This is a genomic window from Apilactobacillus quenuiae, from assembly GCF_002994005.1.
Lineage (GTDB): Bacteria > Bacillota > Bacilli > Lactobacillales > Lactobacillaceae > Apilactobacillus > Apilactobacillus quenuiae.
Genome location: NZ_POSN01000001.1, coordinates 389,022 through 414,775 on the forward strand (window position 1 = coordinate 389,022; position 25,754 = coordinate 414,775).

The 25,754-nt window shown below is 30.4% G+C and carries 25 protein-coding genes; all 25 read right to left on the reverse strand.

What is annotated here, in order from left to right:
• Positions 1 to 98 precede the first annotated feature (98 nt).
• The 25 genes from C7N44_RS02055 to C7N44_RS08170 all read right to left on the reverse strand — a co-directional run bounded on the left by C7N44_RS02055 (position 99) and on the right by C7N44_RS08170 (position 25,701).
• Positions 99 to 1,055 carry a ribose-phosphate diphosphokinase gene (locus C7N44_RS02055; RefSeq protein ID WP_105956257.1) on the reverse strand — a complete coding sequence of 319 codons (957 nt, stop codon included), beginning with the start codon at positions 1,053 to 1,055 and terminating at the stop codon, positions 99 to 101.
• A gap of 74 nt (positions 1,056 to 1,129) precedes the next feature.
• Positions 1,130 to 3,559 (reverse strand): SF1B family DNA helicase RecD2, encoded by a 2,430-nt coding sequence (gene recD2, locus C7N44_RS02060; protein WP_105956258.1) that lies wholly within the window; start codon positions 3,557 to 3,559, stop codon positions 1,130 to 1,132.
• Positions 3,560 to 3,573: 14 nt separating this feature from the next.
• Positions 3,574 to 4,287, reverse strand: a complete 714-nt coding sequence (locus tag C7N44_RS02065; protein WP_105956259.1) for a tetratricopeptide repeat protein — start codon at positions 4,285 to 4,287, stop codon at positions 3,574 to 3,576.
• 9 nt (positions 4,288 to 4,296) lie between these two features.
• Complete coding sequence (locus C7N44_RS02070; protein ID WP_105956260.1) at positions 4,297 to 4,953, reverse strand: histidine phosphatase family protein; 657 nt, start codon at positions 4,951 to 4,953, stop codon at positions 4,297 to 4,299.
• 106 nt (positions 4,954 to 5,059) lie between these two features.
• The gene (mnmA, locus tag C7N44_RS02075) at positions 5,060 to 6,187 is read right to left on the reverse strand and encodes a tRNA 2-thiouridine(34) synthase MnmA (RefSeq protein ID WP_105956261.1); all 1,128 of its coding nucleotides are present in this window, start codon (positions 6,185 to 6,187) and stop codon (positions 5,060 to 5,062) included.
• Between the two features lie 142 nt (positions 6,188 to 6,329).
• Positions 6,330 to 6,668 carry a cysteine desulfurase gene (locus C7N44_RS02080; protein ID WP_105956305.1) on the reverse strand — a complete coding sequence of 113 codons (339 nt, stop codon included), beginning with the start codon at positions 6,666 to 6,668 and terminating at the stop codon, positions 6,330 to 6,332.
• Positions 6,669 to 6,687: 19 nt separating this feature from the next.
• A complete protein-coding gene (locus C7N44_RS02085) occupies positions 6,688 to 7,836 on the reverse strand; it encodes a cysteine desulfurase family protein (RefSeq protein WP_105956262.1) in 1,149 nt (382 codons plus the stop codon).
• Between the two features lie 16 nt (positions 7,837 to 7,852).
• The gene (locus C7N44_RS02090) at positions 7,853 to 8,545 is read right to left on the reverse strand and encodes a 5'-methylthioadenosine/adenosylhomocysteine nucleosidase (protein WP_105956263.1); all 693 of its coding nucleotides are present in this window, start codon (positions 8,543 to 8,545) and stop codon (positions 7,853 to 7,855) included.
• 15 nt (positions 8,546 to 8,560) lie between these two features.
• Complete coding sequence (locus tag C7N44_RS02095; RefSeq protein WP_105956264.1) at positions 8,561 to 8,764, reverse strand: hypothetical protein; 204 nt, start codon at positions 8,762 to 8,764, stop codon at positions 8,561 to 8,563.
• Positions 8,765 to 8,776: 12 nt separating this feature from the next.
• Positions 8,777 to 9,325 (reverse strand): NUDIX domain-containing protein, encoded by a 549-nt coding sequence (locus C7N44_RS02100; RefSeq protein ID WP_105956265.1) that lies wholly within the window; start codon positions 9,323 to 9,325, stop codon positions 8,777 to 8,779.
• A 54-nt stretch (positions 9,326 to 9,379) separates the two neighbouring features.
• The gene (locus C7N44_RS02105) at positions 9,380 to 9,592 is read right to left on the reverse strand and encodes a cold-shock protein (protein ID WP_157945017.1); all 213 of its coding nucleotides are present in this window, start codon (positions 9,590 to 9,592) and stop codon (positions 9,380 to 9,382) included.
• 54 nt (positions 9,593 to 9,646) lie between these two features.
• On the reverse strand, positions 9,647 to 12,448 hold the full coding sequence (ileS, locus tag C7N44_RS02110; RefSeq protein ID WP_105956267.1) for an isoleucine--tRNA ligase: 2,802 nt from the start codon (positions 12,446 to 12,448) through the stop codon (positions 9,647 to 9,649).
• A gap of 220 nt (positions 12,449 to 12,668) precedes the next feature.
• Positions 12,669 to 13,313 (reverse strand): DivIVA domain-containing protein, encoded by a 645-nt coding sequence (locus tag C7N44_RS02115; RefSeq protein ID WP_105956268.1) that lies wholly within the window; start codon positions 13,311 to 13,313, stop codon positions 12,669 to 12,671.
• Between the two features lie 18 nt (positions 13,314 to 13,331).
• On the reverse strand, positions 13,332 to 14,114 hold the full coding sequence (locus tag C7N44_RS02120; protein WP_105956269.1) for a YlmH family RNA-binding protein: 783 nt from the start codon (positions 14,112 to 14,114) through the stop codon (positions 13,332 to 13,334).
• Positions 14,115 to 14,145: 31 nt separating this feature from the next.
• Positions 14,146 to 14,535, reverse strand: coding sequence for a cell division protein SepF (locus C7N44_RS02125; RefSeq protein WP_105956270.1), 390 nt, complete (start codon positions 14,533 to 14,535; stop codon positions 14,146 to 14,148).
• Positions 14,536 to 14,571: 36 nt separating this feature from the next.
• Positions 14,572 to 15,831: a cell division protein FtsZ gene (gene ftsZ, locus C7N44_RS02130; RefSeq protein WP_105956271.1), complete on the reverse strand. Its 1,260-nt coding sequence runs from the start codon at positions 15,829 to 15,831 to the stop codon at positions 14,572 to 14,574.
• Between the two features lie 29 nt (positions 15,832 to 15,860).
• On the reverse strand, positions 15,861 to 17,219 hold the full coding sequence (ftsA, locus tag C7N44_RS02135; protein WP_105956272.1) for a cell division protein FtsA: 1,359 nt from the start codon (positions 17,217 to 17,219) through the stop codon (positions 15,861 to 15,863).
• Positions 17,220 to 17,324: 105 nt separating this feature from the next.
• Positions 17,325 to 18,170: a cell division protein FtsQ/DivIB gene (locus C7N44_RS02140; protein WP_105956273.1), complete on the reverse strand. Its 846-nt coding sequence runs from the start codon at positions 18,168 to 18,170 to the stop codon at positions 17,325 to 17,327.
• A 14-nt stretch (positions 18,171 to 18,184) separates the two neighbouring features.
• A complete protein-coding gene (gene murG / locus C7N44_RS02145) occupies positions 18,185 to 19,276 on the reverse strand; it encodes an undecaprenyldiphospho-muramoylpentapeptide beta-N-acetylglucosaminyltransferase (RefSeq protein WP_105956274.1) in 1,092 nt (363 codons plus the stop codon).
• The gene (murD, locus tag C7N44_RS02150; RefSeq protein WP_105956275.1) at positions 19,273 to 20,655 is read right to left on the reverse strand and encodes a UDP-N-acetylmuramoyl-L-alanine--D-glutamate ligase; all 1,383 of its coding nucleotides are present in this window, start codon (positions 20,653 to 20,655) and stop codon (positions 19,273 to 19,275) included. The genes murG and murD overlap by 4 nt, the downstream gene beginning before the upstream one ends.
• Before the next feature lie 30 nt (positions 20,656 to 20,685).
• The gene (mraY, locus tag C7N44_RS02155; protein ID WP_105956276.1) at positions 20,686 to 21,642 is read right to left on the reverse strand and encodes a phospho-N-acetylmuramoyl-pentapeptide-transferase; all 957 of its coding nucleotides are present in this window, start codon (positions 21,640 to 21,642) and stop codon (positions 20,686 to 20,688) included.
• Positions 21,643 to 21,663: 21 nt separating this feature from the next.
• Complete coding sequence (locus tag C7N44_RS02160; RefSeq protein WP_105956277.1) at positions 21,664 to 23,823, reverse strand: penicillin-binding transpeptidase domain-containing protein; 2,160 nt, start codon at positions 23,821 to 23,823, stop codon at positions 21,664 to 21,666.
• The gene (ftsL, locus tag C7N44_RS02165; RefSeq protein ID WP_105956278.1) at positions 23,820 to 24,188 is read right to left on the reverse strand and encodes a cell division protein FtsL; all 369 of its coding nucleotides are present in this window, start codon (positions 24,186 to 24,188) and stop codon (positions 23,820 to 23,822) included. Before ftsL ends, C7N44_RS02160 begins: the two co-directional genes overlap by 4 nt.
• A gap of 20 nt (positions 24,189 to 24,208) precedes the next feature.
• Complete coding sequence (gene rsmH / locus C7N44_RS02170) at positions 24,209 to 25,156, reverse strand: 16S rRNA (cytosine(1402)-N(4))-methyltransferase RsmH (protein WP_105956279.1); 948 nt, start codon at positions 25,154 to 25,156, stop codon at positions 24,209 to 24,211.
• 161 nt (positions 25,157 to 25,317) lie between these two features.
• Positions 25,318 to 25,701: a DUF3397 family protein gene (locus C7N44_RS08170; protein ID WP_105956280.1), complete on the reverse strand. Its 384-nt coding sequence runs from the start codon at positions 25,699 to 25,701 to the stop codon at positions 25,318 to 25,320.
• Positions 25,702 to 25,754 lie beyond the last annotated feature (53 nt).

The following is a 25,754-nucleotide window of genomic DNA, read 5'->3' on the forward strand; positions in this document are numbered from 1 at the left end:
TTTATCACCTACCATAATTTATAACAAAAGATAGTATAGCAGAAAACTATATCTAATTAAAATAAAAAGCACCCGATTTAATCAGATACTTATAAAATCTATTTAAATAATTTACCTACCGATTTATTATCATGAATTCTAGTAATGGCCTTACCAATAAGATCAGCAACAGAAACAACATCTAACTTGTCAGTCTTTTTAGAATCATCAAGATATATAGAATCAGAAACAATAACTTTTTCAATTGGTGATTGTTCAATTCTTTCTAAAGCATCTTTAGCAAAAACTCCATGAGTACTAACAACATAAATTTTGGCAGCTCCATGTTTTTCTAAAACATTAGCGGCTTTAATTGCGCCGTTACCTGTGTCAATCATATCATCAGCAATAATTGCAACCTTATCTTTAACATCACCAATAACAAAGGTAGGAATATGTTTAACGTTTCCAGGATCACGATCATCAACAATTGCAATAGGTGAATCTATTAAGCCAGCAAATCCTCTAGCACGAGCAACTCCAGCATGATCTGGCGATACCACTACTGCATTTTCTAAATCATAATTTTGTATCATATGATTAGACATAATTTTATCCATTTTAAGATTATCAACCGGTTTATTAAAGAAACCTTGAATTTGTGGAGAGTGTAAATCTAAAGTTACAACACGATCAATACCATCATTTTCCAAAACAGATGCAATTAGCTTAGCAACAATTGGCTTACGTTCGCGCTTCTTAGCTGTATATCTAGCATATCCATAATAAGGAATAACAACATTAATGGACTTAGCACTAGTTCTACGAACGGCATCAATCATAATAAATAGTTCCATGACATTAGCATTAATGGGATCAGACATTGATTGAATAATATAAACAGAATCACCCCTGATACTTTCATCAATTTGAATTTTAATTTCGCCATCACTAAATCTTTTAATTGTAGCTTTTCCTAGTTCTACTCCGCATGTCTCAGCAATTTTTTTTGCTAAAGGCCTGTTAGAACTCAAAGAAAAAATCTTTATTCCTTTATTATCAGAATTTTCTGTCATGGAATTTTCCTCCTAATCGATCAAATAATTCAATATTTAATTTTAACATAAAATAACAACTAAAGCATGATTTTTTAAGGCTTAATACCTTCCATGCCAATCATCGGGTCAACTAATCCATCTCTAATCATACTACTAGTTAAACGATAATCATTATTTTGTTTACTATTATTAGTTTTTTCATCAGAATCAATATTATTATCAATAGCAGGTTTAATGCCACCACTTACTAATTTTTGAACTCTTTCTTTTAAACTAGTATTACGATTATCAGATTCACTCTTAGCACAACTTAAGAATGAATTATAATCACCAATCATGATTAAAGCATCTGTTGATCTAGTAATTGCAGTATACAAAAGATTCTTTTTTAACATTTTAGAAAATTGAGGAACTATCGGTAATATGACCATTTTAAACTCACTACCTTGAGCTTTATGAATAGTCGTACAATAAGCTAAAGTTATTTGTAACCAATCTTTTCTACTATAGGTTACTTCACTTTGATCAAAAACAATCTTAATTTTATCATTACTAGATTTTGCATCGTCCTTAGTAATTTCAATTATTTGTCCAATATCTCCATTAAAAACATTATCTTCAGGACTATTTACTAATTGTAATACTTTATCTCCTTCACGGTATACTATACCTCGGTAATCAACTTCAACTAATTCTTCAGATCTTGGATTCATAATAGATTGAATAACATCATTAAGTTTATTAACTCCAGCTGCTCCGCGATACATTGGGGCTAAAACTTGAATATCATTAGCGGTAAATCCCTTAATCTTAGCCTTTTTAACAATTTGTTCAATAACATTGCTCATTTGACTAGGAGTGCATGGTATAAAACTACGATCTGGCTTTTTATCTGTAAAATCATCAGGTAGCCTACCCTGTTGAATACTATGAGCTAAAGGAATAATGGTAGAATTACTATCTTGTCTATAAATAGTATTTAGATGCATTTTATTTATACAATTAGATCTTAATAAATCATTAAATATTTGGCCAGGTCCTACTGATGGTAACTGATCTTTGTCCCCAACAAGAATTACTTTCATATTATTTGGAATTGCACGAACTAATGATTGAAATAAAAAAGTATCAACCATTGACACTTCATCAATAATCAACAATCCACCATCTAAATCTTTTGTAGGCTCCTCATTATTACCTTCATGACCATTTAATCCTAGTAAGCGATGAATAGTACTAGCAGGAATTCCAGTAGCTTCGTTCATCCTTTTAGCAGCACGACCAGTTGGTGCAGCTAAAAGAATTGGAAACTCTTTGTCCTTATATGAATTTAAATCTAAAGAATAATCATTTAAATAAGCATAAAGATAAGTAATTCCCTTAATTATAGTAGTTTTACCAGTTCCTGGACCACCAGTTAATAAAAACATCTTGGAATTCACCGCATCTTTTAGTGCACCAGTTTGTGACTTATCATATTGAATATTAAGCTTTTTCTCTACTAACCTAATTTTCTTATTAATATTTTCATCATCATAGTTACTAGATTCAGAGTTTTTAATAATCCGATTAAGATGTTCAGCAATATTCCATTCATCATCATACAAAGATTTTAGATAAACTCGGTCATCTTCACCAACTATTTTTTGATTCCTAGCTAGTTCAATAAACTGGCTAGATAAATCTTCACCATTAATCATTTTATTAGCGCCATTATTTAATAATTTTAAAGTTTCATCAACAATTGGCCCCGTAAAAGTATAAGTATCGCCGTTTTTTATGGATAAATTTTGTAATGCAGAAATCAACCCCGCTCTTATTCTGGAAGGATTATTTGATGACATACCAATTTTTGAGGCAATTTCATCGGCCTTTTTAAAACCAATTCCATTGATATCTTCTACTAAACGATATGGATTTTTGTTAATAACTTCTAAAGTATCATTTTTATATTTATTATAAATTGTTGAAGATAAATCACTACCAAAGCCATAGCTATTCAATCCAATTATAACTTGTTCCATGCCATTATTTTTATTAATGGCACTAGTAATCGTAGCTTTTTGATTACTATTTAATCCAGCCTTATCTAAACTATTAGCATCATTTAGAACTTCTTGAATTAAGTTCGTTCCAAGTGAATCGACAACTTTTTTTGCCGTTTTTTTACCAATTCCAGAAAAATCATCTCCAGATAAATAAGATATAAGGCCTTCCCGAGATGTAGGAACATTACTTTCATAATTCAAAGCTTTAAATTGTTTGCCATATTTTGGATGCTCTATTACCTCACCATAAAAGCAATATTCATTATCCTCAACGACATCAGCAAAATTACCAGTAATAACAATTTCATCCTCATGCCAATCGTTGATATTAGTTTCCATAATTTTAACTAAAATTACTTTATAAAAACTATCTTTACTTTCAAAGAAGGTTGCCGCAACTTTTCCTTTAACATATAACTTATTATCATCAGAATTATCATTAATGTCTGAAAATAAACTTATAGATTCTGACACGGGCTTAATCCTCCTTATTTTTTACCTTGTTTTGCTTGAATAAACTTTTCAATATCAGCTAATCTTTTTTGTCCATTATCGAAATATTTTTTATCATATTTTTTTGCAGTTGAAAAATAATTATCAAAATTTTCTCCTAAAACCATTGCTACAATGCCACGATCAAAGTTTGCTTTTCCATTTTTAGGTTGAGCATATAAAGTAGTGTCCAAGAATTGTGCCGCTTCAGAAAAATTACCGAGAGCCATCAAACTACTCCCTAAAAGATAATTAACATCCGGATCTTGTTTTCTAAAGCCTTGTGCAGTTAAAGCAAATACTACTGCTTTTTTATAATCCTTTTTACCCATATAGCTTTGAGCCAACATAATGAAAGCATCAGCCTTCATATCACTGCTACTTAAAGCATTAAATTGTTCAATAGACTTATCAAAATCACCAGCTGCATAATAAACATTTCCTAAACCATAAGTAAGAATTTCTTTTGCTTTTTTATTTTTATCGGAAAAAAGGCCTAATGCTTTCATTATTAATTCTTCAGCTTGCGTAAAATTGTGAAGTTCAACTAAAAAAGCTCCTAAATCATAATAAGTACGATAGTCATTAGGATGTTCGTCAATATCTTTAACTAATTTGTGTAAAGTTTTATCTGCATTTTTTTGCTTTTCTTCATGTTCTTTTTGAATCTTTAATTGCGAATTTGTTAAATCTTCATTATTTTTTACCATGTTAATCACCTATATCAAATCAGTAGAATTTAAATGTTTGTTCAAGTATTCAGTATCATTCCATTTAACTAAATTGAAGCTTTTACCATCATCATTAGTTTCCAAAATAGTAGTACTAGTATTAGCAAGGCCACCACGCTTTTTAATGTCTTTAATGGGAGTGCCTAATAATGAATTAATTAAGGCTTTTAAAGCTGCACCGTGACTAAAAATAATTACGTTATCATTAGCATTGTTATTTGCAACTATATAATCAATAGCTGGTCTCATTCTAGCAATTACATCTTGAAAACTTTCTCCACCGATTTCTTTAGCATTATATTGTTCAGGATGATTTCTAAAATTATCAAACGATTGTGGATATTTAATCTTTACATCATCAAATTTTTGGCCTTCCATTTTGCCTAAGTTAAATTCTTCTAATCGACTCCACAATGTTAAATTAGGACGATGCTTTAATTGTGAAATAACTCTCTCAGCAGTAACTCTAGCTCTTTTAATTGGACTAGAATAGGCATGCGCAAAATCTACATCTTTTAGATAACTGCCTAATTGGTCCATTTCTTTATAACTCTGTGATAATAAATCAGAGTCGCCACCTGCACCTTGATATCTGCTTTCTAAATTCCATTTAGTTTTTCCATGTCTTATAAAATATAATTTCAATTTTATCCCTCGTTCAAAAATGATTATGTATATTATCTCAATTTATTGATATAAATTCAAAGTATTAAATAAAAAAAGTCTTTAAAAAAATTTAAAGACTTTTCCATTAAATATATTGTAATTCTCTGTTGTTTTGGAATGCAGCATCAATAATCCCAGAACCTAGGCATTCATCACCGTCATAGAAAACAACAGCTTGTCCTGGAGTAACTGCTCTTGCAGGGTCATCAAAATCAACTCTTAGTGATTTACCATCATCATTAAGGTGAACAGTCACAGCAACATCCTTTTGACGATAGCGGAACTTAGCAGTGCAACGGAAATCATTACCACGATTCGATATATCATTTATCCAAAAAATATCTGAAGCTTCTAAATAATCAGCATACAAATGTTCATTTTCGTACCCCTTACCTACATACAAAATATTTTTTGATAAATCCTTTCCAACAACAAACCAAGGAAGATTATCAGTTCCATCTCCGCCAATACCTAGTCCTCTGCGTTGACCAATTGTATAATACATTAGTCCGTCATGAGTTCCTTTAACTTCTCCATCAAAGGTCATCATTTTACCAGAAGTAGCAGGCAAATAGTTACTTAAGAAAGATTTAAAGTTTTTTTCACCAATAAAACAAATTCCCATAGAATCTTTTTTATCAGCAGTAGCTAAACCAGCCTTTTTAGCGATTTCTCTAACTTTAGGTTTTTCCATATCACCAATTGGGAAAATAACACGATCTAACTGTTCTTCTGAAAGTTGGCTTAAGAAATAAGTTTGATCTTTATTATCATCACTACCTCTAAGCAAATGATTATTTCCATCACTATCCCTTTCCAAACGAGAATAATGTCCAGTGGCAATATAATCAGCACCTAATTCTAATGCATAATCTAAAAAGGCTCTAAATTTAATTTCTTTATTACAAATTACGTCTGGATCTGGAGTTCTCCCCTTTTTATATTCATCTAAAAAGTAAGTAAAAACACGATCCCAGTATTCTTTTTCAAAGTTTACTGAATAATAAGGAATGCCAATTTCAGAAGCTACTTTTGCAACATCTTTATAATCTTCAGTTGCCGTACATACTCCATTTTCATCAGTATCATCCCAATTTTTCATAAAAACTCCAACAACATCATAACCCTGTTGTTTTAATAAGTAAGCTGAAACAGATGAATCAACTCCACCTGACATTCCAACAACAACACGAGTATTACTATTGTCTGTCATATAAAAATCACCATCATTTCTTCTAGATTCATAGAATCTACGATTTGAAGGTCGCATATCCCATATTTGCTATAATACATATTTTAATTATTAATTGCAATGAAATGATAAAAAAAGAAACGCTCCCGGCGTTTCTTTTTGCTTATTTTTGAACAAATACTTCTCTATCAATAAAATTATTCATTAAATAATGAAATTGTTCAATTAATCTATCCTTATTAATATTTTTAAAAATATTCACTTTATTTAATCCATTTCCACTTACAGTAGACATTTTGAATGATTTAAGATCTGATTTAAAAGTTATTTTTAACTTAACACCATTATAAGGGTCTTCAGTATCTAAAGATTGTTCAAAAGAAAAATTACCAGCATTAGTTTTATTAAAACCAGTATCACTTAAAGTATAACGTTTAATTGATGGATTAACAGAATAGATTTGACTATCACCATCAACTTTATTTTCTGTTGAAAAAGCCATTAAAAAATCCCCTTTGCCATTATTTTTTGATTCTTTTAATAATTTTAATTGCTGATTTAATAAATTTATCAATATCATCCATAGTAGTAAATTTACCAAAACTTACTCTAATCGATTGGTTAATTCTAGGACTATCTTTACCATACATTGCAATTAAAACATGGGAAGGCTCAATACTTCCAGCAGTACATGCTGAACCAGATGAAACTGCAATGTTATCTAAGTCTAGATTAGTTTGTAATAAATCAGTAGGAACTCCTTTGGTCCATATATTAAAAACATGTTGTAAATTATCTCTACTCATTGAACCATTTATTTCAAAATCAATCTTGTTTTCATTGAATTGATTAATAATGTGCTCTTTAAAAGAAATATAACGCTCATGTAATTCTTGTTTTAAATAAGGTGTTGCTAATGAAACTGCAGTAGCAAAACCAGAGATAGCTGGAATATTTTCGGTTCCTGCGCGTCTTTTATCTTCTTGATCTCCACCTTTTATAAAGCTTGGAAAGTTAACAGAATTATTTTTATATAAGAATCCCATCATTTTAGGACCATTAAGTTTATGAGCTGAGGTGGATAGCATATCTATATGGTCAGCTTTGACATCTATGTCAGATAATCCATAAGCTTGTACAGCATCAGTATGGAACCAAGCTTGATGATCTTTCAATAATTCACCTATTTCATGAATAGGTAAGTGAGAACCCACTTCATTATTACCAGTCATAATAGTAACCAAAATTGTTTCATCATCTAGCGCATTTTTAAAATCATTAATATTAATTTGACCAGCTTCATTAACTGGAAGATAGGTAATTTTAAATCCATGTTTTGACAAAAAGTCTAATGGTTTTAAAACTGCTTCATGTTCAATTGCAGTCGTAATTATATGATTACCTAAATTTTTTCTTGCTTCAGCAGTTTGCATAATTGCAGTATTATCACTTTCAGTACCACCACTGGTAAATATAATTTCATCAGATTGAGCATTAATACTTTTTGCAATGATATCTCTACTATTTTCTAAAATTGTATGAGCTTGTCTACCTATTCCATATAAGGTTGAAGCATTACCATATACATTTTTGAATTTATCATACATATCTGCTAAAACTTCATTATCAATCTGCGTTGTAGCAGCATTATCCAAATAAATTTCTTTCAAGTATAACTACCCCTATCTATTTTTGGTTATTAAATAAGTTTAATAGCATCTTAGCAGAACGTTTACCAGCCTCAAGAATGAATTCATCGAAACTATTATCAGCATCTTCATCTCCAACATCAGACATTGCTCTAACAACAACATAGGGAATGTTAAATTGATTAGCAATTTGTCCAACTGCGGCTCCTTCCATTTCGCATGATAATGCATCAGGAAATTCTTTTAATATATTGTTAGTAGCATCTTTTGATGCAACAAATTGATCACCAGTAACAATTAAACCGCTCTTAACATTCATCCCGATATTTTTGGATGCGTCAGTAATTTTCTTACCCCATTCTTCCGATGCTTTAAATCTAGCTGGTTGTCCCGGTAATTGGCCATAAACATATCCAGCTGGACGAGCATCTACATCATGATATGCAGTTTCACTAGAAATTACTACATCTCCAACAGATAAACCAGAGCCAATTCCACCAGCAGATCCTGAATTAATTACAACGTTAACATTAAAGTTGGTAATTAACATTGCAGTGGTTGAACCTGCTTCTACTTTACCAATACCAGATTTAACTAAAACAACTTCTTGTCCAAGAATATTCCCTTCATGAAAAATAACTCCATGTATATCAGTTCTACGATCATTATCTAATTTAGAAATTAAAGTTTTAATTTCTTCATCCATTGCACATAAAATTCCAAATTTCATAATTAGCACTCCATCCTAAGGATTAAAAAAGAACAATATTAAATAAACGATTATTATTCCAAGAATTAGTAAAAAAATTGTCCAATTTAATTTTCTTTTCAACCCATCATTTTTATATTCAACATTTTGTTTACTTTCTTTATTCTCATAATTGTTACGAGAATCTTGCATCTGTTTTTTATATGCTTCTCTAGTTAAGTTATCGGTATTATTTTTCATAAAACTAAACACCTACTTTTTTTGCAATAATTTCCAATAAAAAATTGCAGTAATGGTTTTAGCATCCTCGATTTTACCATCTTCGATTAACTGCATAGCTTCTTCCAAACTATATTCGTTAATGTTTAGGTATTCTCCTTGATCTCTAGGCAATTCATCACTAACAGGTTCCAAGTCTGTTGCCATATAAAGATCCATATATTCATCAGAAAAACCAACAGTTGAATAAAAACCAGTAATTCTCTTTAAGTTTTTGGCATGATATCTAGTTTCCTCATTAAGTTCCCTAATAGCAGCATGTTTAGAAGAAGCATCATCTCTGTCATCAACTTTACCAGCAGGAATTTCCAAAGTAGCCTTCGCAATTGGAGCACGCCATTGTTTTTCTATCAACATCTTATTATTCTTAGTTATAACAAGAATCCCAACTGCTTTAGAATGATGAACTACGTCTCTAGTTGCAGTTTCTCCATTAGGTAGTTTAACAGTTTGCTTTTCAACATTGATAATTGAGCCTTTATATTTAGGCTCTCTTTTAATAACTTTTTCTTCCAAATCCATAAAATAATCACCTTTATCCTAATAGTTTTATTCTATCGATATTTAAATATTTTTTCAATTATCAGATTCAATAAAAGTTATTTTAACGGCTTGAGGTCCTTTCTTACCCTCAGCAATTTGATATTCAACAAGATCCCCAATATTAATGTCATCAGCCTTTTTATTAATAACTGAGGAAGCATGGAAAAAAACTTTATTTTTATCTTGTCCTTTTAAAAATCCAAAATCATGTTCTGGGTTAAAATTATTAACTTTTCCTTTTATCATAAGTATTCTCCTTAAAATAAAAAATCTGGGATAAATCATCCCAGAACTTTTTTATTATTTTTCTTCAAATCCTTCAGTTGCAGTTTCTGGAAAATTTGTACGAACAATTTTGGCACAACGTCCACAGAAATTAGGATAATCAGTATCGATTCCTACATCTGTACTAATCAAACGACAACGTTCACACGTTTCACCATCAGCATGATCAACTTTAATTGCAATTTCATCTCTAAAGTTTTGAGCATCACTAGGAGCATGCTCAATAGTATCGATAGATAATTGAGATACCATTAATATTTGTTGAATATTGGCGTTTAATTCATCAATTAGTGTTTTATTATCATTATTTACATATAATGATAATTTTGCTTCTGATGGTTTACCAATTAATTTGTTATCACGAGCTTCTTCCAATGATTTTAAGACATCATCACGAAGGTTCATAAATTCTGACCATTGAGATAGAATTTGATCTTCATTTGAATAATTTTCTACTTCTGGCATTTCAGATAGTTGTGCGAAATCTTCAGCTTCTTTTAAGAATGGCCAAATTTCTTCAGCAGTATGTGGAAGAATTGGCGTAATCAATTTTGTAATTGATACAACCGCTTTATATAAAACTGTTTGCATTGATCTTCTAGTCAAACTATCTTTTGGATCAATATATAGAATATCTTTAGCAAAATCTAAATAAAATGCTGATAAATCAGAATTAATAAATGATTGTAACTTACGGTTTAAGCTTAAGAAATTATAGTTATCATAATCATTCTTAATTTCACCAACAAATTTGTTCAATTTAACTAACATGTATTTATCGACTGATGGCATATCATCAAAATTAACTGAATTTTCTTTAGGATCAAAGTCACTAGTATTAGCTAACATGTATCTAATAGTATTTCTAATCTTTTTATATGAATCAGAAACTTTGACAAAATTTTCCATTGATACACGAACATCAGCAGATGTATCAACTGATGTTACCCATAAACGAACAATTTCAGCACCCATCTTCTTAATTACATCGATAGGAGCAATGGTATTACCAAGTGATTTACTCATCTTATGACCATTACCATCAAGAGTAAATCCTTGAGATAATAATTGCTTGTATGGAGCCTTATTATCGTAAGCTACACTTGTAATTAAGCTTGAATTAAACCAACCACGATATTGGTCAGAACCTTCAAGATATAAATCAGCTGGATATGTTAAGTAATCACGTTCTGCACAAACACCTTGATGTGATGATCCTGAATCAAACCAAACATCCATAATGTCATTTTCTTTAGTAAACTTACCGTTAGGAGAATGTTCACTAGTGAAACCTTCAGGTAATAAATCATTGGCTTCTTTTTCAAACCAAATATCTGAACCATATTTAGCAAACAAATCAGCAACATGATTAGTAGTTTCCTTGGTAATAATTGCTTCACCATCTTCGCCATAGAAAATAGGTAAAGGAACTCCCCAAACACGTTGTCTAGAAATTACCCAATCTCCACGATCTTTAATCATATTGTGCAAACGTTTTTTACCCCAACTAGGCTTGAAATCAACGTCTTCAATTGCATCTAAAATATTATCTTTAATTTTATCCACAGAAGCAAACCATTGATCAGTAGCACGATAAATAACTGGTTTTTTAGTACGCCAATCAAATGGATAACTATGAACAATTGGTTCTTGTTTAAGTAACAAGTTCGATTCTTTTAGTTTATTTAAAGAAATTTCATTAGCATCATCATAAAAGACTCCTTCAAAGTCTTTACCAGCATCTTTAGTTAAATATCCTTGTGCGTCAACATCAACAAAAATATCTAGTCCATTAGCTTTACCAACATTATAATCATCTTCACCAAATCCAGGAGCAGTATGAACTAATCCAGTACCAGTATCAATAGTAACAAAATCGCCTAACATAGTAAGAATCTTACGATCCATAAATGGATGCTTTGCAAGTACACCTTCAAGATCTTGACCTTTAACAGTTTTAACAATCTTGTAATTTTTCCAACCAAATGCTTCAGCATCTTTTTCAACTAATTCAGTTGCCAAAACAAATTTACGATTATCATCTTCAGGTTGAACTACTGAATAATCAAATCCACCATCAATAGTAATACCTTCAGATGCCGGTATAGTCCAAGGAGTTGTGGTCCAAACTACCATGTAAGTATTATCTTCATCTAATACACCTTTGCCATCAATAACTTTTTCTGCATAGAAAGCAGTTTGTGAAGTAATATCATGATATTCAACTTCAGCTTCAGCTAATGCTGATTCAGAAGACCAAGACCAAATAACTGGCTTTTTACCACGATAAATTAAACCTTTTTCAGCCATTTTACCAAATACACGAATTTCAGCTGCTTCGAATTCAGGTTTTAATGTTAAATATGGATTATCCCATTCAGCAGAAACCCCTAATCTTTCAAATTCTTTACGCTGACGGTCAACTTGTTTCAATGCATAATCATGACATAGCTTTCTAAAAGCATTAGTGGACATTTTTTTACGATCATAACCTGCTTGAGTTAGCTTTTGTTCAATAGGCAATCCATGAGTATCCCAACCTGGAACATATGGTGATCTAAAGCCGTTCATCGATTTGTATCTAACGATAAAGTCCTTAGAAATTTTATTCATAGCATGTCCCATATGAATATCACCATTTGCATATGGAGGTCCATCATGAAGAATAAATGATGGTTTACCTTGGTTTAATTTTTGTCTTAATTCATAAACATGATTATCTTCCCATACTTTTTGACGTTCAGCTTCTTTAACCGGTAAATTCCCGCGCATCTTAAATTTAGTCTTTCCTAAATTTAAAGTATCCTTTACTCGCATTAACAAACAACTCCTTTTAATTTAATAAAAAAAGAAGATTTCATCACAAGGGACGAAATCTTCCGTGGTACCACCCAATTTTAGAATAATAATTCTATCTTAATTAATATTAAGTATAATAAAGAGATGATCTGTAATATATTGAATAACAACTAATCTCACACCATACATTAGCTCGCTTATGTTTCAATATAAACTTTCTGTTCTCTAACTTAATAAACTATTTAATTATTTTGAAAGAACCATCTGGATAAAAAATTTCAATATTTTTATCATTTGATTCATCTTTATTTAATGATTTTACGCCTGCAGATTTACTATTGTCAAGTTCATTTACCTTTTTCAAAACGTTATCATAATTATCATCTGAAGAATTGATTACTTGATCCCATTTATCATTATTTAATAAGTCCATTTGACTATTTAGCAAGGTTTGAATCTTTTCTTTAAATTCAGCAGTACTTTTATGCAAATCATCATTAACTGTTAATAAAGATTTTGCCCGATCTGAAGCATTTTTAATAATTAGGTCAGCCTTATCGCTAGCATCATCTAAAATTTTATCAGCTTTTTTATGAGAAGTTTGATATATTTCTTTTGAATCTTTTTCAGCATTACTCTTTAAGTTGTCAGCAGCATTTTGAGCAACGATAATAGATTGATTCAATGAGTCTTTCATACCATTGAAATGTTTCAATTGTTCATTAGCTGAAGATAGTTTTTTCTTTAATGATTCATTATCTTCTAAAGTTAATTGATAGTCTTTGATAATTCTATCTAGATAATCATTAACTTCATCAATGTTATAACCTCTCATCTTAACTGAAAATTCTTTATTATGAATATCTTGTGGGCTAAGTACCATTTTATTAATTCCTCCAAATCACTTTCTTAATATTGAAACAAGTGCTCTCTTTTTACCCTTCTTAGTCTCTCCATTTTGACTTTTCAATTTAATCCTACCATATCTTCTAACAGATATAATATCATTCACAGAAATTTCATTATCAGGATGATCATAAAGTGTCCAATTTAAATGAACTTTTTTATGACTAACAAGTGTTTTGGCGTCATTTCTCGAAATGTTAAAAGAACTAGCAATAACATTATCTATCCTAAAAGATGATAAAGTAAGCGACCTGTCTTTCCATTCATCTTCAGGAATGATAATATCGGAAAAATTAATTTCTTCAATAGAAACTTTAATTTTACCAATTTTATCAATAGTCATTTTTAAATAATCAGAAATTTCGTTTGTACATAAAAATTGCCAAGTTTTGCCATCTGTTAAAATGTCACCGATTGTAGATCGTTCAATTCCTGCGCCCATAAGTGTTCCCAAAATTTTACTATGTTTCAGTTTAGAAAACTTAATTGGATATATTATTTGATAGGCTGAAATATTAAAATCATCATCATTAGGCGAAAAATATTGAGGATATATAATTGCTCTCTTCATTTCAGAATTTATATGTCCACCAAAGGAATCAACATTTAAATCACTATAACTATTAACAATAGTAGTTAATATATATATTTCCCTTGGATTTAAAAATTTTGTCAAAATTGGTCGATACTGACTGATGGCCTCATTAGCTAAATCATCACATGATTCTACAAATGATAGTTCTTCTTTTCTAAAATGTTGTTTAACATTAGAGTTCATTTAATTAATCAAATCCCTCAATCAAATAACTTTAATTTAATCTGCGATTTATTTGCTTTTTAAATTCACCATCTATGGAATAACTATGTGGTGAGAATAAAAATACCATTTCAGAGATTCTTTCAATTCTACCATCGATAGTAAAAATAACACCATTTAAAAAATCTATAATTCTTTTAGTAGTTTTATCATCTGCACTATCAAAATTAATAATCACTGCAAAATTATCAATAAGTTTTTTAGCAATAGTTTTAACATCCGTATAGATTCGAGGTTCAAATACAGCAATTTTGCTATCGCCTTTTTTATTGTCACTGATTGAAACTATTTTTTGATTAGAATTTGTTTTCTGTTCATTAGGATTAGGTAATCCCTCGTCATCAGTGCCAAAAAATTTACTAAAACTAAATTTAGATGTCATTTAATTCATTCCTTTCAAGAAATGTACATATAATGATTAATCTTTCTTGTGACGGAATTTAAAGAATGGTGGTAAATCATCATCTGCTGAACTATCATCACTTTGATTATCTGAAGAATTATTGGCATCAAATGGATCAAATTCTTGTTTTTTAACATTAGCAAATCGATTATTAGGTTTTGAATTTACCGGTTCTCCGCCATCTTTATGATTAATATCATCATTATCAGCATTTTTGTGTCTTCTTGGACTAACAACTTTTCCAGGTTGGTCCATAACACGACCACTATTGGATGAAGATTGTCTTACATTACTTTTATCGCCCATTAATTCTTCAGGAGTAGTTTCGATACCAGTAGCAATAACAGTAACTCTGATTTCATCACCTAAATCTTCATCAATTGAAGTACCAAAAATAATATTAACATCACTAGTTGCAGCTTGAGATACAATATCAGAAGCATCTTGTGCTTCAAATAATGACATATCTGGTCCACCAGTAATATTTAATAATACTTGTTGTGCACCATCAATTGAAACTTCTAGCAGTGGTGAAGAAATAGCCTTTTTAGTTGCTTCAGCAGTTCTATTTTCACCATTAGCAGCACCGATTCCCATTAATGCAGAACCCTTATTTTGCATAACAGTTTTAACATCAGCGAAATCCAAGTTAACATATCCAGGACTAGTAATTAAATCTGAAATACCTTGTACACCTTGTCTTAAGACATTGTCTGCTTCTTGGAAAGCCTCCATCATAGGTGTCTTTTTATCCACGATTTCTAGTAAACGGTTGTTAGCAATAACAATTAAAGTATCAACATTTTCCTTTAATGCAGCTACACCTTCAGCTGCATATTTGGATCTTCTAGGTCCTTCGAATGTAAATGGTCTTGTAACAACTCCAACTGTTAAAGCACCTGAGTCTTTTGCGATTTTAGCAACAATAGGAGCAGCACCGTTACCAGTGCCCCCTCCCATTCCAGCAGTAACAAAAACCATATCTGATCCTTCAAGTGCTTGAGCAATTGCTTCTTCGCTTTCTTCCGCTGCTTTAGTCCCAACCTCTGGATCAGAACCTGCACCAAGACCTCTAGTTAATTTAGGTCCTAATTGAATTTTGGTTTCAGCTTGAGATGTACTTAAAGCCTGCACATCAGTATTAGCAACAATAAACTCTACACCTTTAACATCTTCAGCAATCATACGGTTAACGGCATTACTTCCACCGCCACCTACACCAATTACTTTTATTTTTGCTCCACGATCTTCTGTAGAATCCAATGAAAATTCCATGTAAAATTCCTCCGTTTAATCCTTTTTATTTATTCAAAAAAGTCTTTGTAAAAGCCATGCCATTTATTCTTAGCACCACTTTTGAATTTAGACATAATACCTTTTTTATTTTTACCATAAGTATTCTTATTTTTATCATAAACTTCATCAGATTGCATGTCATCATCTGAAACATCATTTTGAATAAAACTATCATCTGAAACATCATTACTATCTTCACTAACAATTTTTCCTTCTAGCGAAGAACGAACTAATACTTGTATTTCACTCATATTAGCACGATATGTCACTAAGGACAAAGGTAATGAAAAAGAAGGATGCCTTAATCCCATTTGGTTAGGAATATAAACTCTAACGTTAGAATCAAAACGATCAGCTGCTAATTCTGAAATACCGGGTAATGCAGCAACACCACCAGTTAAAACAATTCCTCCAGGTAAGTCTAGCGCAGAAATGCCACTTAAACTTTTAGCGATTCGGTTAAAGATTTGATCAATTCGAGCTTGTATAATTTCTGCCAAATATTTTTCAGAAAGTTTAACTGGCTGACTTTGACCAACAACTTCAATTGGAAATTCATTGCTTTCAGATGCTTCAAGTGCATCAGCAAATCCATAGTCTCTTTTAACCTTTTCTGAACTTTCAACTGAAGTATTAAGTACAACTGAAATATCTTTGGTAATGTATTCTCCACCTTCACTATCAACAGTTGTAAATTTCAGTTTATGATCATGAATAATAGAAGCCGTAGTTTGTCCACCACCCATGTCAATTAAGATTGTACCAAAATCTTGTTCTCCATCATCAAGAATCGTTTTGCCTTGAGCTAATGGACTATTAATAATCGAAGAAGGATTTAAACCAGCTTGAATAACTGATTTTCTAATATTATGGATAATAGTTTTAGGTCCTGTAATAATGCGGCCCTTCATTTCCAGTCTTACCCCTACCATTCCTCTTGGATCTTTAATACCATCAAATCCATCAACAACAAATTCGTCAGGCAAAGTATCAACAATTTCTCTTTCAGGTGGTAAGTTTTTAATCATAGCAGAAACTGTAACATTTTTTACATCTGCATTTGAGATTTCTCTAGATTGATCTGAAATAGCTACCATCCCACTGCATGGTTCAATCTTCAATTGATTTGCAGGAATACCAACTATTACATCATTAATTTGAATACCAGATTTTTCTTCTGCCTGGTCTACAGCTCTTCTAATAGATTCAGAAGCTTTATCAATATCAACAATTATTCCTCTGTCAATTCCATCAGAACGTTCATTTCCTAAACCCAATACGTTCATCTGTCCCTTAACATTTTCAGCAACAATTACTTTTATTGATGTAGTTCCGATGTCTAATCCAACATACATTTCCGAATTCATTGTATAAGGGAACCCCCATTAAAATTTTTATAAAAACGTTTTCTTAAAATTAATTATAAATTAATTTTAACACAATATTTTTTCACACTAAAGAACACAATTAACCTACTTTTTTATAGGATATGAATAAGCACCAACTTCCATATTGATAACACTTCTAGATTTTAATTTAGTTGCTATTGAACGATAAAACTGCATTTTATAACTAAAGTTGCTCAACAATAATATTATCCTATTGCCATCTCTCATATAAACATGCAATTCGTCTGGATAAATTTTTGTTGGTGAATAAGACACAACCCTTATATTATCGCGTATATCCTTAGGAAGATTTAAATAATTATTAATAATTATTTTTAAGTTTTCACGATTATTAAAGTTCACAATATAAGGATACTTATTACCATTAGGGTTGTTTACTGGCTTATTGGAAACATTTCCATTTTCTAAAATAAGATATTGACCTGATTTTTTAGTTTCATATCCAATTTTTTTATAAGGATTAACATTAACGACCAATCTATTAAAATAACTAAGAGAAAATGATATTGATTTTATTCTATGGTCTTCACTTAGGAGATTATTAGTTAGCTGTTTTCTGTGACCAATTACTTTAAAAACGCTATCGCCTTTTTCAATATTAATCTTCTTTGCTATATGAGATTTTGAAATATACCCATTACCATTAATTTTAATTGAGTCAATTTTGCTTAAAGGTGATATAAAATATGAAATAATTAATATAAAAAATAATAGTGGTGTAAATAATAATAAAGATTTTTTTATGTTTTTTTTGATTTTGTCAGTATCAAAATTATTAGAATTAATATTAAATTTATTGACCATATGTTTAGATGATTTATCAATATGACTCTTAAATGAACTATTTTTAAAAAAGTTTATAATAGAATTTTTTATTTTATTAAAGTAATTCTGCAAAAAGTCCTTCATAAAATTATTTCCTCTTATTTAATAATTGACTTAGCTAAACTAAATAGTCTACTTGATGAATCTCTGCATCCCATATTTCTAGAATTATTTGCCATTTCATCTCGTTTAATTTTATCATGCATAACAAAATCAATATTTTTCATTAGATTATCAGTTGATAGGTCATTTTCAGTGATAATTAAAGCTGCATCATTTTTAACTAAACTAAGCGCATTCTTTGTTTGATGGTCAGCTGTAACATAAGGACTAGGAATTAAAATTGCAGGAATTCCTAATGAAGTTATTTCAGCAAGGCTAGTAGCTCCTGCTCTACCAACTATTAAGTCAACTTTAGGTAACACCCTAGGCATGTCAGCTATATACTTTTTAATAATAATATTGCTAGAAAGATTTAGATTAGAAATTTTTTTCATTACATCATCATATCTTTTAGCTCCCGTAACAAATACAATCTGGTAACTACGTTTATTAAATTGACTGATTGAATCAGAAACGACTTGATTGATTTTTAAAGCTCCTTGGCTACCACCAAAGATTAATACTGTTGGAACGTCATCTTTTAGTCCATATTCAGACCACTTAAAATCACTTTTAATATTAGCAACTTGTTGTGCTCTTGGATTGCCTGTATATGTAGTTTTATTTTTAGGAAATTGTTTAATTGCATCTTTAAATCCCACTGCAATTTTATCAACATATTTACTCAAAAAACGGTTGGTTAAACCAACTACACTATTCTGTTCATGAATCATTGAAGGTACATGTAATTTAGCTGCCGCATATACAACAGCACCAGATACATATCCACCTGTCCCAATAACTACATCCGGCTTGAAATCTTTAATGATTCTTTTAGATTTATGAACACTTTTTAGGAAAAGTGCAACCGTTTTAAAATTATATAAAGATATTGATCTTTTAAATCCCTGAATTTCTAATTCTTTAAAATCAATTCTTTTTTTGGGAACAATGTCCTTTTCAAGACCTCTAGTGGATCCAACATAAAGTATTTTAGAATCTGGTTCTTTCTCAAGTACTTCTTCAATTAAAGCTAAAGCTGGATAAATATGACCACCAGTACCTCCACCAGAAACAATTAATCTCATCGTTCTTCCTTCTTCCCTGTTAATTTTTCGATATCCTTAATAAATTGATCACCGCGAACCTCAAAAGTAGAAAATTGATCCCAACTAGCATTAGCAGGTGAAAGCAAAATAATATCACCAGGATTACTAAAATTATATGCAACCGGAACAGCTTCATCTAAATTATCAACTAGTTTAATGTTTTTAATACCTGCTTTTTGGGCTGCATCTTCTAAAAGTTTTTTAGTTTCACCAAATAAAACAACCGCATGAACATGCTTTTTCAAGTCAGGAACTAATTTATCAAATTTGTATCCTCGATCTAATCCACCTGCTAGTAAAACAACTGGTTCATTAAAGCCACGTAATGCCATTTGTGTAGCTTCAATATCTGTAGCTTTAGAGTCATTATATACTTTTCTACCATCGGAAGTTAAAACATATTGAACACGATGTCTTACACCACCAAATGTTGTTAAAACATGTTTAATTGCAGCATTAGAACGATGTTTAATTTTAGCAACTGCAATTGCGGCTAAAGCATTCTCAACATTTTGTTCTCCTGGAATTTTAATTTCATTAGCATCCATAATATATTCATCTTTAAAATATAATTTGCCATTACTTTCATAAGCACCATCTTGTGAATTATTCTTTCTAGAGAATGGAATTACTTTAGCTTTGCTTCGTTCGCTTAACTTTCTCCATTCTTCACTGTCAAAATTAACTACAAAGAAATCATTATTATTTTGATTCATAGTAATACGCATTTTAGCTTCTACGTAATTTTTACGAGTTTTATGATAATCTAAATGATTAGAAAAAATATTAGTTAAGACTGCAATATGTGGATGCAGATCAGTGATACCTAAAAGCATGAAACTAGATAGCTCCATTACAACATCGTCATCTTGGGAAGCATTTTCAGTAACAGTACTAGCCGGGATTCCAATATTACCAGCAACGCTTGATTTACCATTGTCCCTTTCCATGTTTAACATCTTACTAATCATAGTAGTTGTAGTTGTTTTACCATTACTACCAGTTACACCAATTAGTTCTGCTGAATTAATCTCACTAGCTAATTCTACTTCTACAATAATTGGTATTCCTAGTTCTTCGGCCTTTTTAACTACCGGGGTGTCATATGGTATTCCTGGATTTTTAACAACTAAGTCAAAACTATTTTGTTTAAATAACTCTACAGATTGTTTACCACCAATTACATTAACGCCAATCTCTTCTAATTTATCTTTATCAGTAATTTGATCTAAGGGCTTTGAATCACTTAATAAAACTTTAGCACCTAATTTAACTAATAACTTTGCAGCGTTAGTTCCACTTTTACCAGCACCTAAAACCAATATATTCTTATTTTCATACTTGCTTATTTTTTTCATAACAAAAAGCCCTTTCAATCATTTATATTTTTAAATAATAAACATTATTCCAGTAATTGCTGTAAATAATGAAACTAGCCAAAAAATAGTATCAATCTTCCATTCGGACCACCCTAACATTTCGAAATGATGGTGAATTGGGGACATTAAGAATACTCTTTTACCAGTTAATTTGAATGAAGTTACTTGAATCATTACACTTAATGTTTCAATAACAAAAACTAATCCAATCCAAAGCAATGATAATTCATGATGCAAAAGAATTGATACAGCAGCTAAAGATCCACCTAAAGCTAATGAACCCATGTCACCCATAAATATTTTTGCTGGTTTGTGATTAAAAATCAAGAAGGCTAACAATCCCCCAACAACTGCAAAACAAAAAACGGCAACATCAATTTGACTTTGTACATATGCAATGACTCCATATGCTGCAAAAGAAATTATAGATAAACCTGCAACCAAACCATCTAAACCATCTGCTAAATTAACAGCATTGGAAAAACCAGTTAAGTAAAAAATAACAAAAATAACATAAAACCAACCCATATTAATATCGCCATAAAACGGAATTCTTAAAGCCATAGGAAAGTTTTGAGAATATACCCATGTAAATATAACGCCACCAACAATTTGACCTAACAATTTTTGCCAAGCTTTAAGGCCTTCATTTTGTCTTCTGAATAATTTTATACTATCATCCCACATTCCTAACAATCCATATAGGAATAATATAAATAGTAAAATTAAGATAGTTGGATTTAAATTATGCATAAGAATTCCATTAATAACACTTGCAATTATAATTGCAACAATGAAAAGTAATCCACCCATAGTAGGAGTCCCAGATTTTTTTTCATGCCATCTAGGTCCTTCTTCTCTAATCATTTGGCCTTCATGTTTTCTGCGAAAATAACCAATTAAACTTGGCATAAATATTAGCGTTATTAAAAAGCTTAAAATAGCTGGTAAAAAAATATTTATCATAATATACAATACATTCCATTTCTATTTAAATTTGACACTTAAGTTAGACATATCATCAATTGAACTTTTTGGTAAAATACTCTGTTGATATGCATAGCCATCACCATCTAAGTTAACTGATATGCCAGCCATCCTACAATAAGTTGCAACATCATATCTAGACCAACCTTTTAGATTAGTCATATTTTTCGATCCATTAGTCTGTAAAATAACAAGACGATTTTTACTTATTTTTTCATTTGAGTCCACAGATTGATCTAATATTTTATCTCCATCACCAATTAAAGTATACTTAACACCTGATTTTTCTAATTTGGACTTAGCTATTTTAGTGCTTACATTATGGAGATCTGGTACCTCAATATTATTTTCGTCATTTGAATTAACATTTTCTTCAAGTGCTAAACGCATAACTGGATTAAATATTTGTGCCATCAATTGAGAAGCTGTTTTCCCTGCTGGTAATTTAGGTTGCTTCATAGTTAGATATAAAATATATTTTGGATTATCAGCTGGAGCAATTCCTGCAACAGAATATAAGTAACTATCATCTCCAGAAGCGTATCCTGCTTTACCATCACTGACTTGGGCAGTACCAGTTTTAGCAGCAATCTTATATCCAGGAATTTTATAATCAGCACCAATTCCGTATGGTTTATAAACAACATCTTCCATATGTTTTATAACTTTTTTAGATGTAGAAGCTTTAATTGGATTCCCAACAATTTCTGGAGCAAATGACTTAATAGTTTTCTTGTTTTTAGGATTTACAATTTTAGATATAAACCTAGGCTGTAGCATCTTACCATCATTAGCAATTGATGTTAGTCCACGAACCATTTGTAAAGCATTTACTTGAATTCCTTGTCCAAAAGCAGTATTAGCTTGTTCAATTGGATATTGAAACTGCAAGCCACCATTTTCTTCCCCAGGAAAACCTGCGTTAGATGATTGAAAAAACTTAAATCTATCCATATATTTACGCCATGTCTTAGGTCCCATGTTTTGTTCAAGATGAGCCATTGCAACATTACTAGAAAGAGCAAATCCTTTATCAAAATTAATTACTCCCCAACCAGCAGTATTCCAATCAGGAACTAATTTACCATCAATAAAGTATTTCCCAGATGCATAAGTGGCATTTCCATTATAATTTCCACTATCAATAGCAGATGCCATTGTGAATACTTTCATAGTTGATCCTGGTTCATAAGAATCTTGAACCAAAGTATTTCTCCAAATCTTATCTAATCCTTGTTTTGTGGTGGCATTAAATGTAGGCCTTTGTGTTGCTGCTAATATATTACCTGTTTTAGCATTAGCAAGTACCGCATTCATAGTTGAAGGATGTGCTTGCTTATAAACAGTATTCATTTCAGTTTCTAGCAATGACTGAAGTCTATAGTCTAAAGTAGTATAGACGTCATCGCCATTTTTTACTTTTTTATTTTTATTATTCTTATTTGGAATCTCTACACCAGAATTACTTAATTGTTCTTGGCTAAAACCGTTTTTACCAGTTAAAAGATTGTTATATATTTTTTCAATACCCATTTGTCCAACAAGGCTAGTGTTTCCAACCTTATTAGTTTCAGAAGAAGCATACCCTATAATATGAGAAGCAAATTCACCATTAGGATATATTCTAGATGGCTGTTGAATAAAGCCCATTCCATTTAATTTATGAGATTCTAATTTTTGCTTAGTAATAAGCGATATATTAGAACCAGCACTTCCAAATTCTACTTGGAATGTATTTTTTTGGGGTGATAGAGCTTTGTATGCATTTTTATAAGAAATTGGTATAATTTTTGAAATAGTTTGTGCAAATTTCTTTTTATTGGTAACATACATAGGCTTATTATTATTTGCTGTATCAATTTGATGTCTATCTAAAACAGCGTACAAAGTATATGTACTAGTATCTTCAGCTAATGGTTGACCATTAGCATCATAAATAGTTCCACGTTTAGCAGGGATAACACTACTCTGAGTATAAAGATTCCTAGCTAATTGACTTAAATTAACACCTTGAACATTTTTAAAAATTGATATATAAGAGAATCTTAAACCAATACACAAAAAAACGCCCATACATAGCAATAATAAAAATTGTCCTATATGGCTACGATTTCTTTGGCGTTTTTTTAATTTAGGATTGTTATTCAATTTCTTACTCATTTGTTTACATTCCTTACATTTTTATTAGATAAAGAAAGATTGCCCTTTTTAGCAACAGATTGAAGTCTATTGACACTCTCTAGTTCTCCAATTTCTTGTTTTAAATAATTATTACTGTTATCTACCTTATTTAAAGAATTTTCTACTGACTGTAAACTAGTCGAATGGTTACCCAAGTTTATTTTTTCACCAACTAAACATAACGTCAATGTAAATATAATTACACTTCCGGTAACCAAAAGCACTTTTTCAAATTTAGACAAAGAAAGACTAATTTTTTCTGTGCTATTAATATTTTTCTTTTTATTGGTATTAACATTATAAGAATTATTATATTTCTTTCTCGCTAAATTATTTTGTGACATACCAATTGCTCTTTTCTATATTATTTACTTATTCTTTGTATTACTCTTAGTCTAGCACTGTGTGAACGATGATTTTCTTTAAGTTCTTCATCACTAGGTAAAATTGGTTTTCTACTAACTAACTTATAATCGGGTTTCATTTCAGGAGGAATAATGGGCAAATTATGCGGTAAATCCATGATACTAGTTTTTTCTTTGAACATATTTTTAACTAATCTATCTTCAAGTGATTGAAAAGTAATCACACTTATTCTTCCATTCACTCCAATTAGATCTATTGCATATTCTAATGATTTTTCTAATGCACCCAACTCATCATTAACAGCAATTCTTAAAGCTTGAAAAATTTTTTTTGCAGGATGTCCGCCATGTCTTCTAGCAGCAGCAGGAATACCTTGCTTAATCACTTCTACTAATTCTTCTGTAGTATCAATACTGTGCTTTTCACGATTGCTCTCAATAGCCCTAGCAACTTGTTTAGAAAATTTTTCTTCACCATATCTAAAGAAAATTTTAACTAATTTATTATATGGCCATTCATTAACTATTTTCCAAGCATCTAATGAATTTCTTTGATCCATTCGCATATCTAATCGGGCATTATGTTGATAGCTAAATCCACGACTTGCATCATCGAATTGAGGTGATGAAACACCTAAATCATAAACGATACCATCAACAGAATAGATTCCTAATTCATTTAAGTCCTTAGTAATATTTTTAAAATTATCTCTGATAAAAGATACTTTACCATCATCTATGTATTCTTTTAAATTATCTTTGTTATATTCAATGGCAACTTGATCTTGATCAAATGAATACAAATGGCCCTTATCTAATTTTTGCAATATTTTTCGACTATGTCCACCGCCACCTAATGTGCAATCAACATAAATACCGTTAGGATTAATATCTAAACTATCTACCGCTTCGTTGAGTAATACCGTTTCATGTTTAAATTTGACCATATATATCACCTCTTTATTTTTTAATCTAATTTTTATTGTTAATGTTTTAATTATATATAATATAAAGTTTACTTAATTAGATTTTAACACTGTAAAAGACTTTGTTCCACCACAATATCGTTATTAATTATAATAAAAAAGTCATCTTTTTAAGATGACTTTTATAATATTTGATATCCATAAGTAATGATTGTAATAATCCAAGCAATAAACATATATACAATACCCATTTTCCAAAATAATTTATAATATCTTAATATACTTTTTTCTTTAAATCTAAGTAAATAAATAATTCCAAATAAAATACCAAAAATTAACCAAAATAGTAAAACTTGTGGCAAAAAAGATATTGAATGCTTATCTAAAGAGATTTGGTATATATAAATTCCAAAAATAAATGGAAATAAATCACTAGAATTAAAATTAGTTGGAAAGTGTCTTCCAAAAGACTTTTTGATTGCATTAAAAATTGTAGATACTATAAAAGTAAAAATTGATTGGAATAATATTAATGCTAAAAATGAAAAAGGATTGATTATATCCAGCTCCTCTCATATTATTAATTGAATTTGCAATATAAAGATATCAAATGTAAACT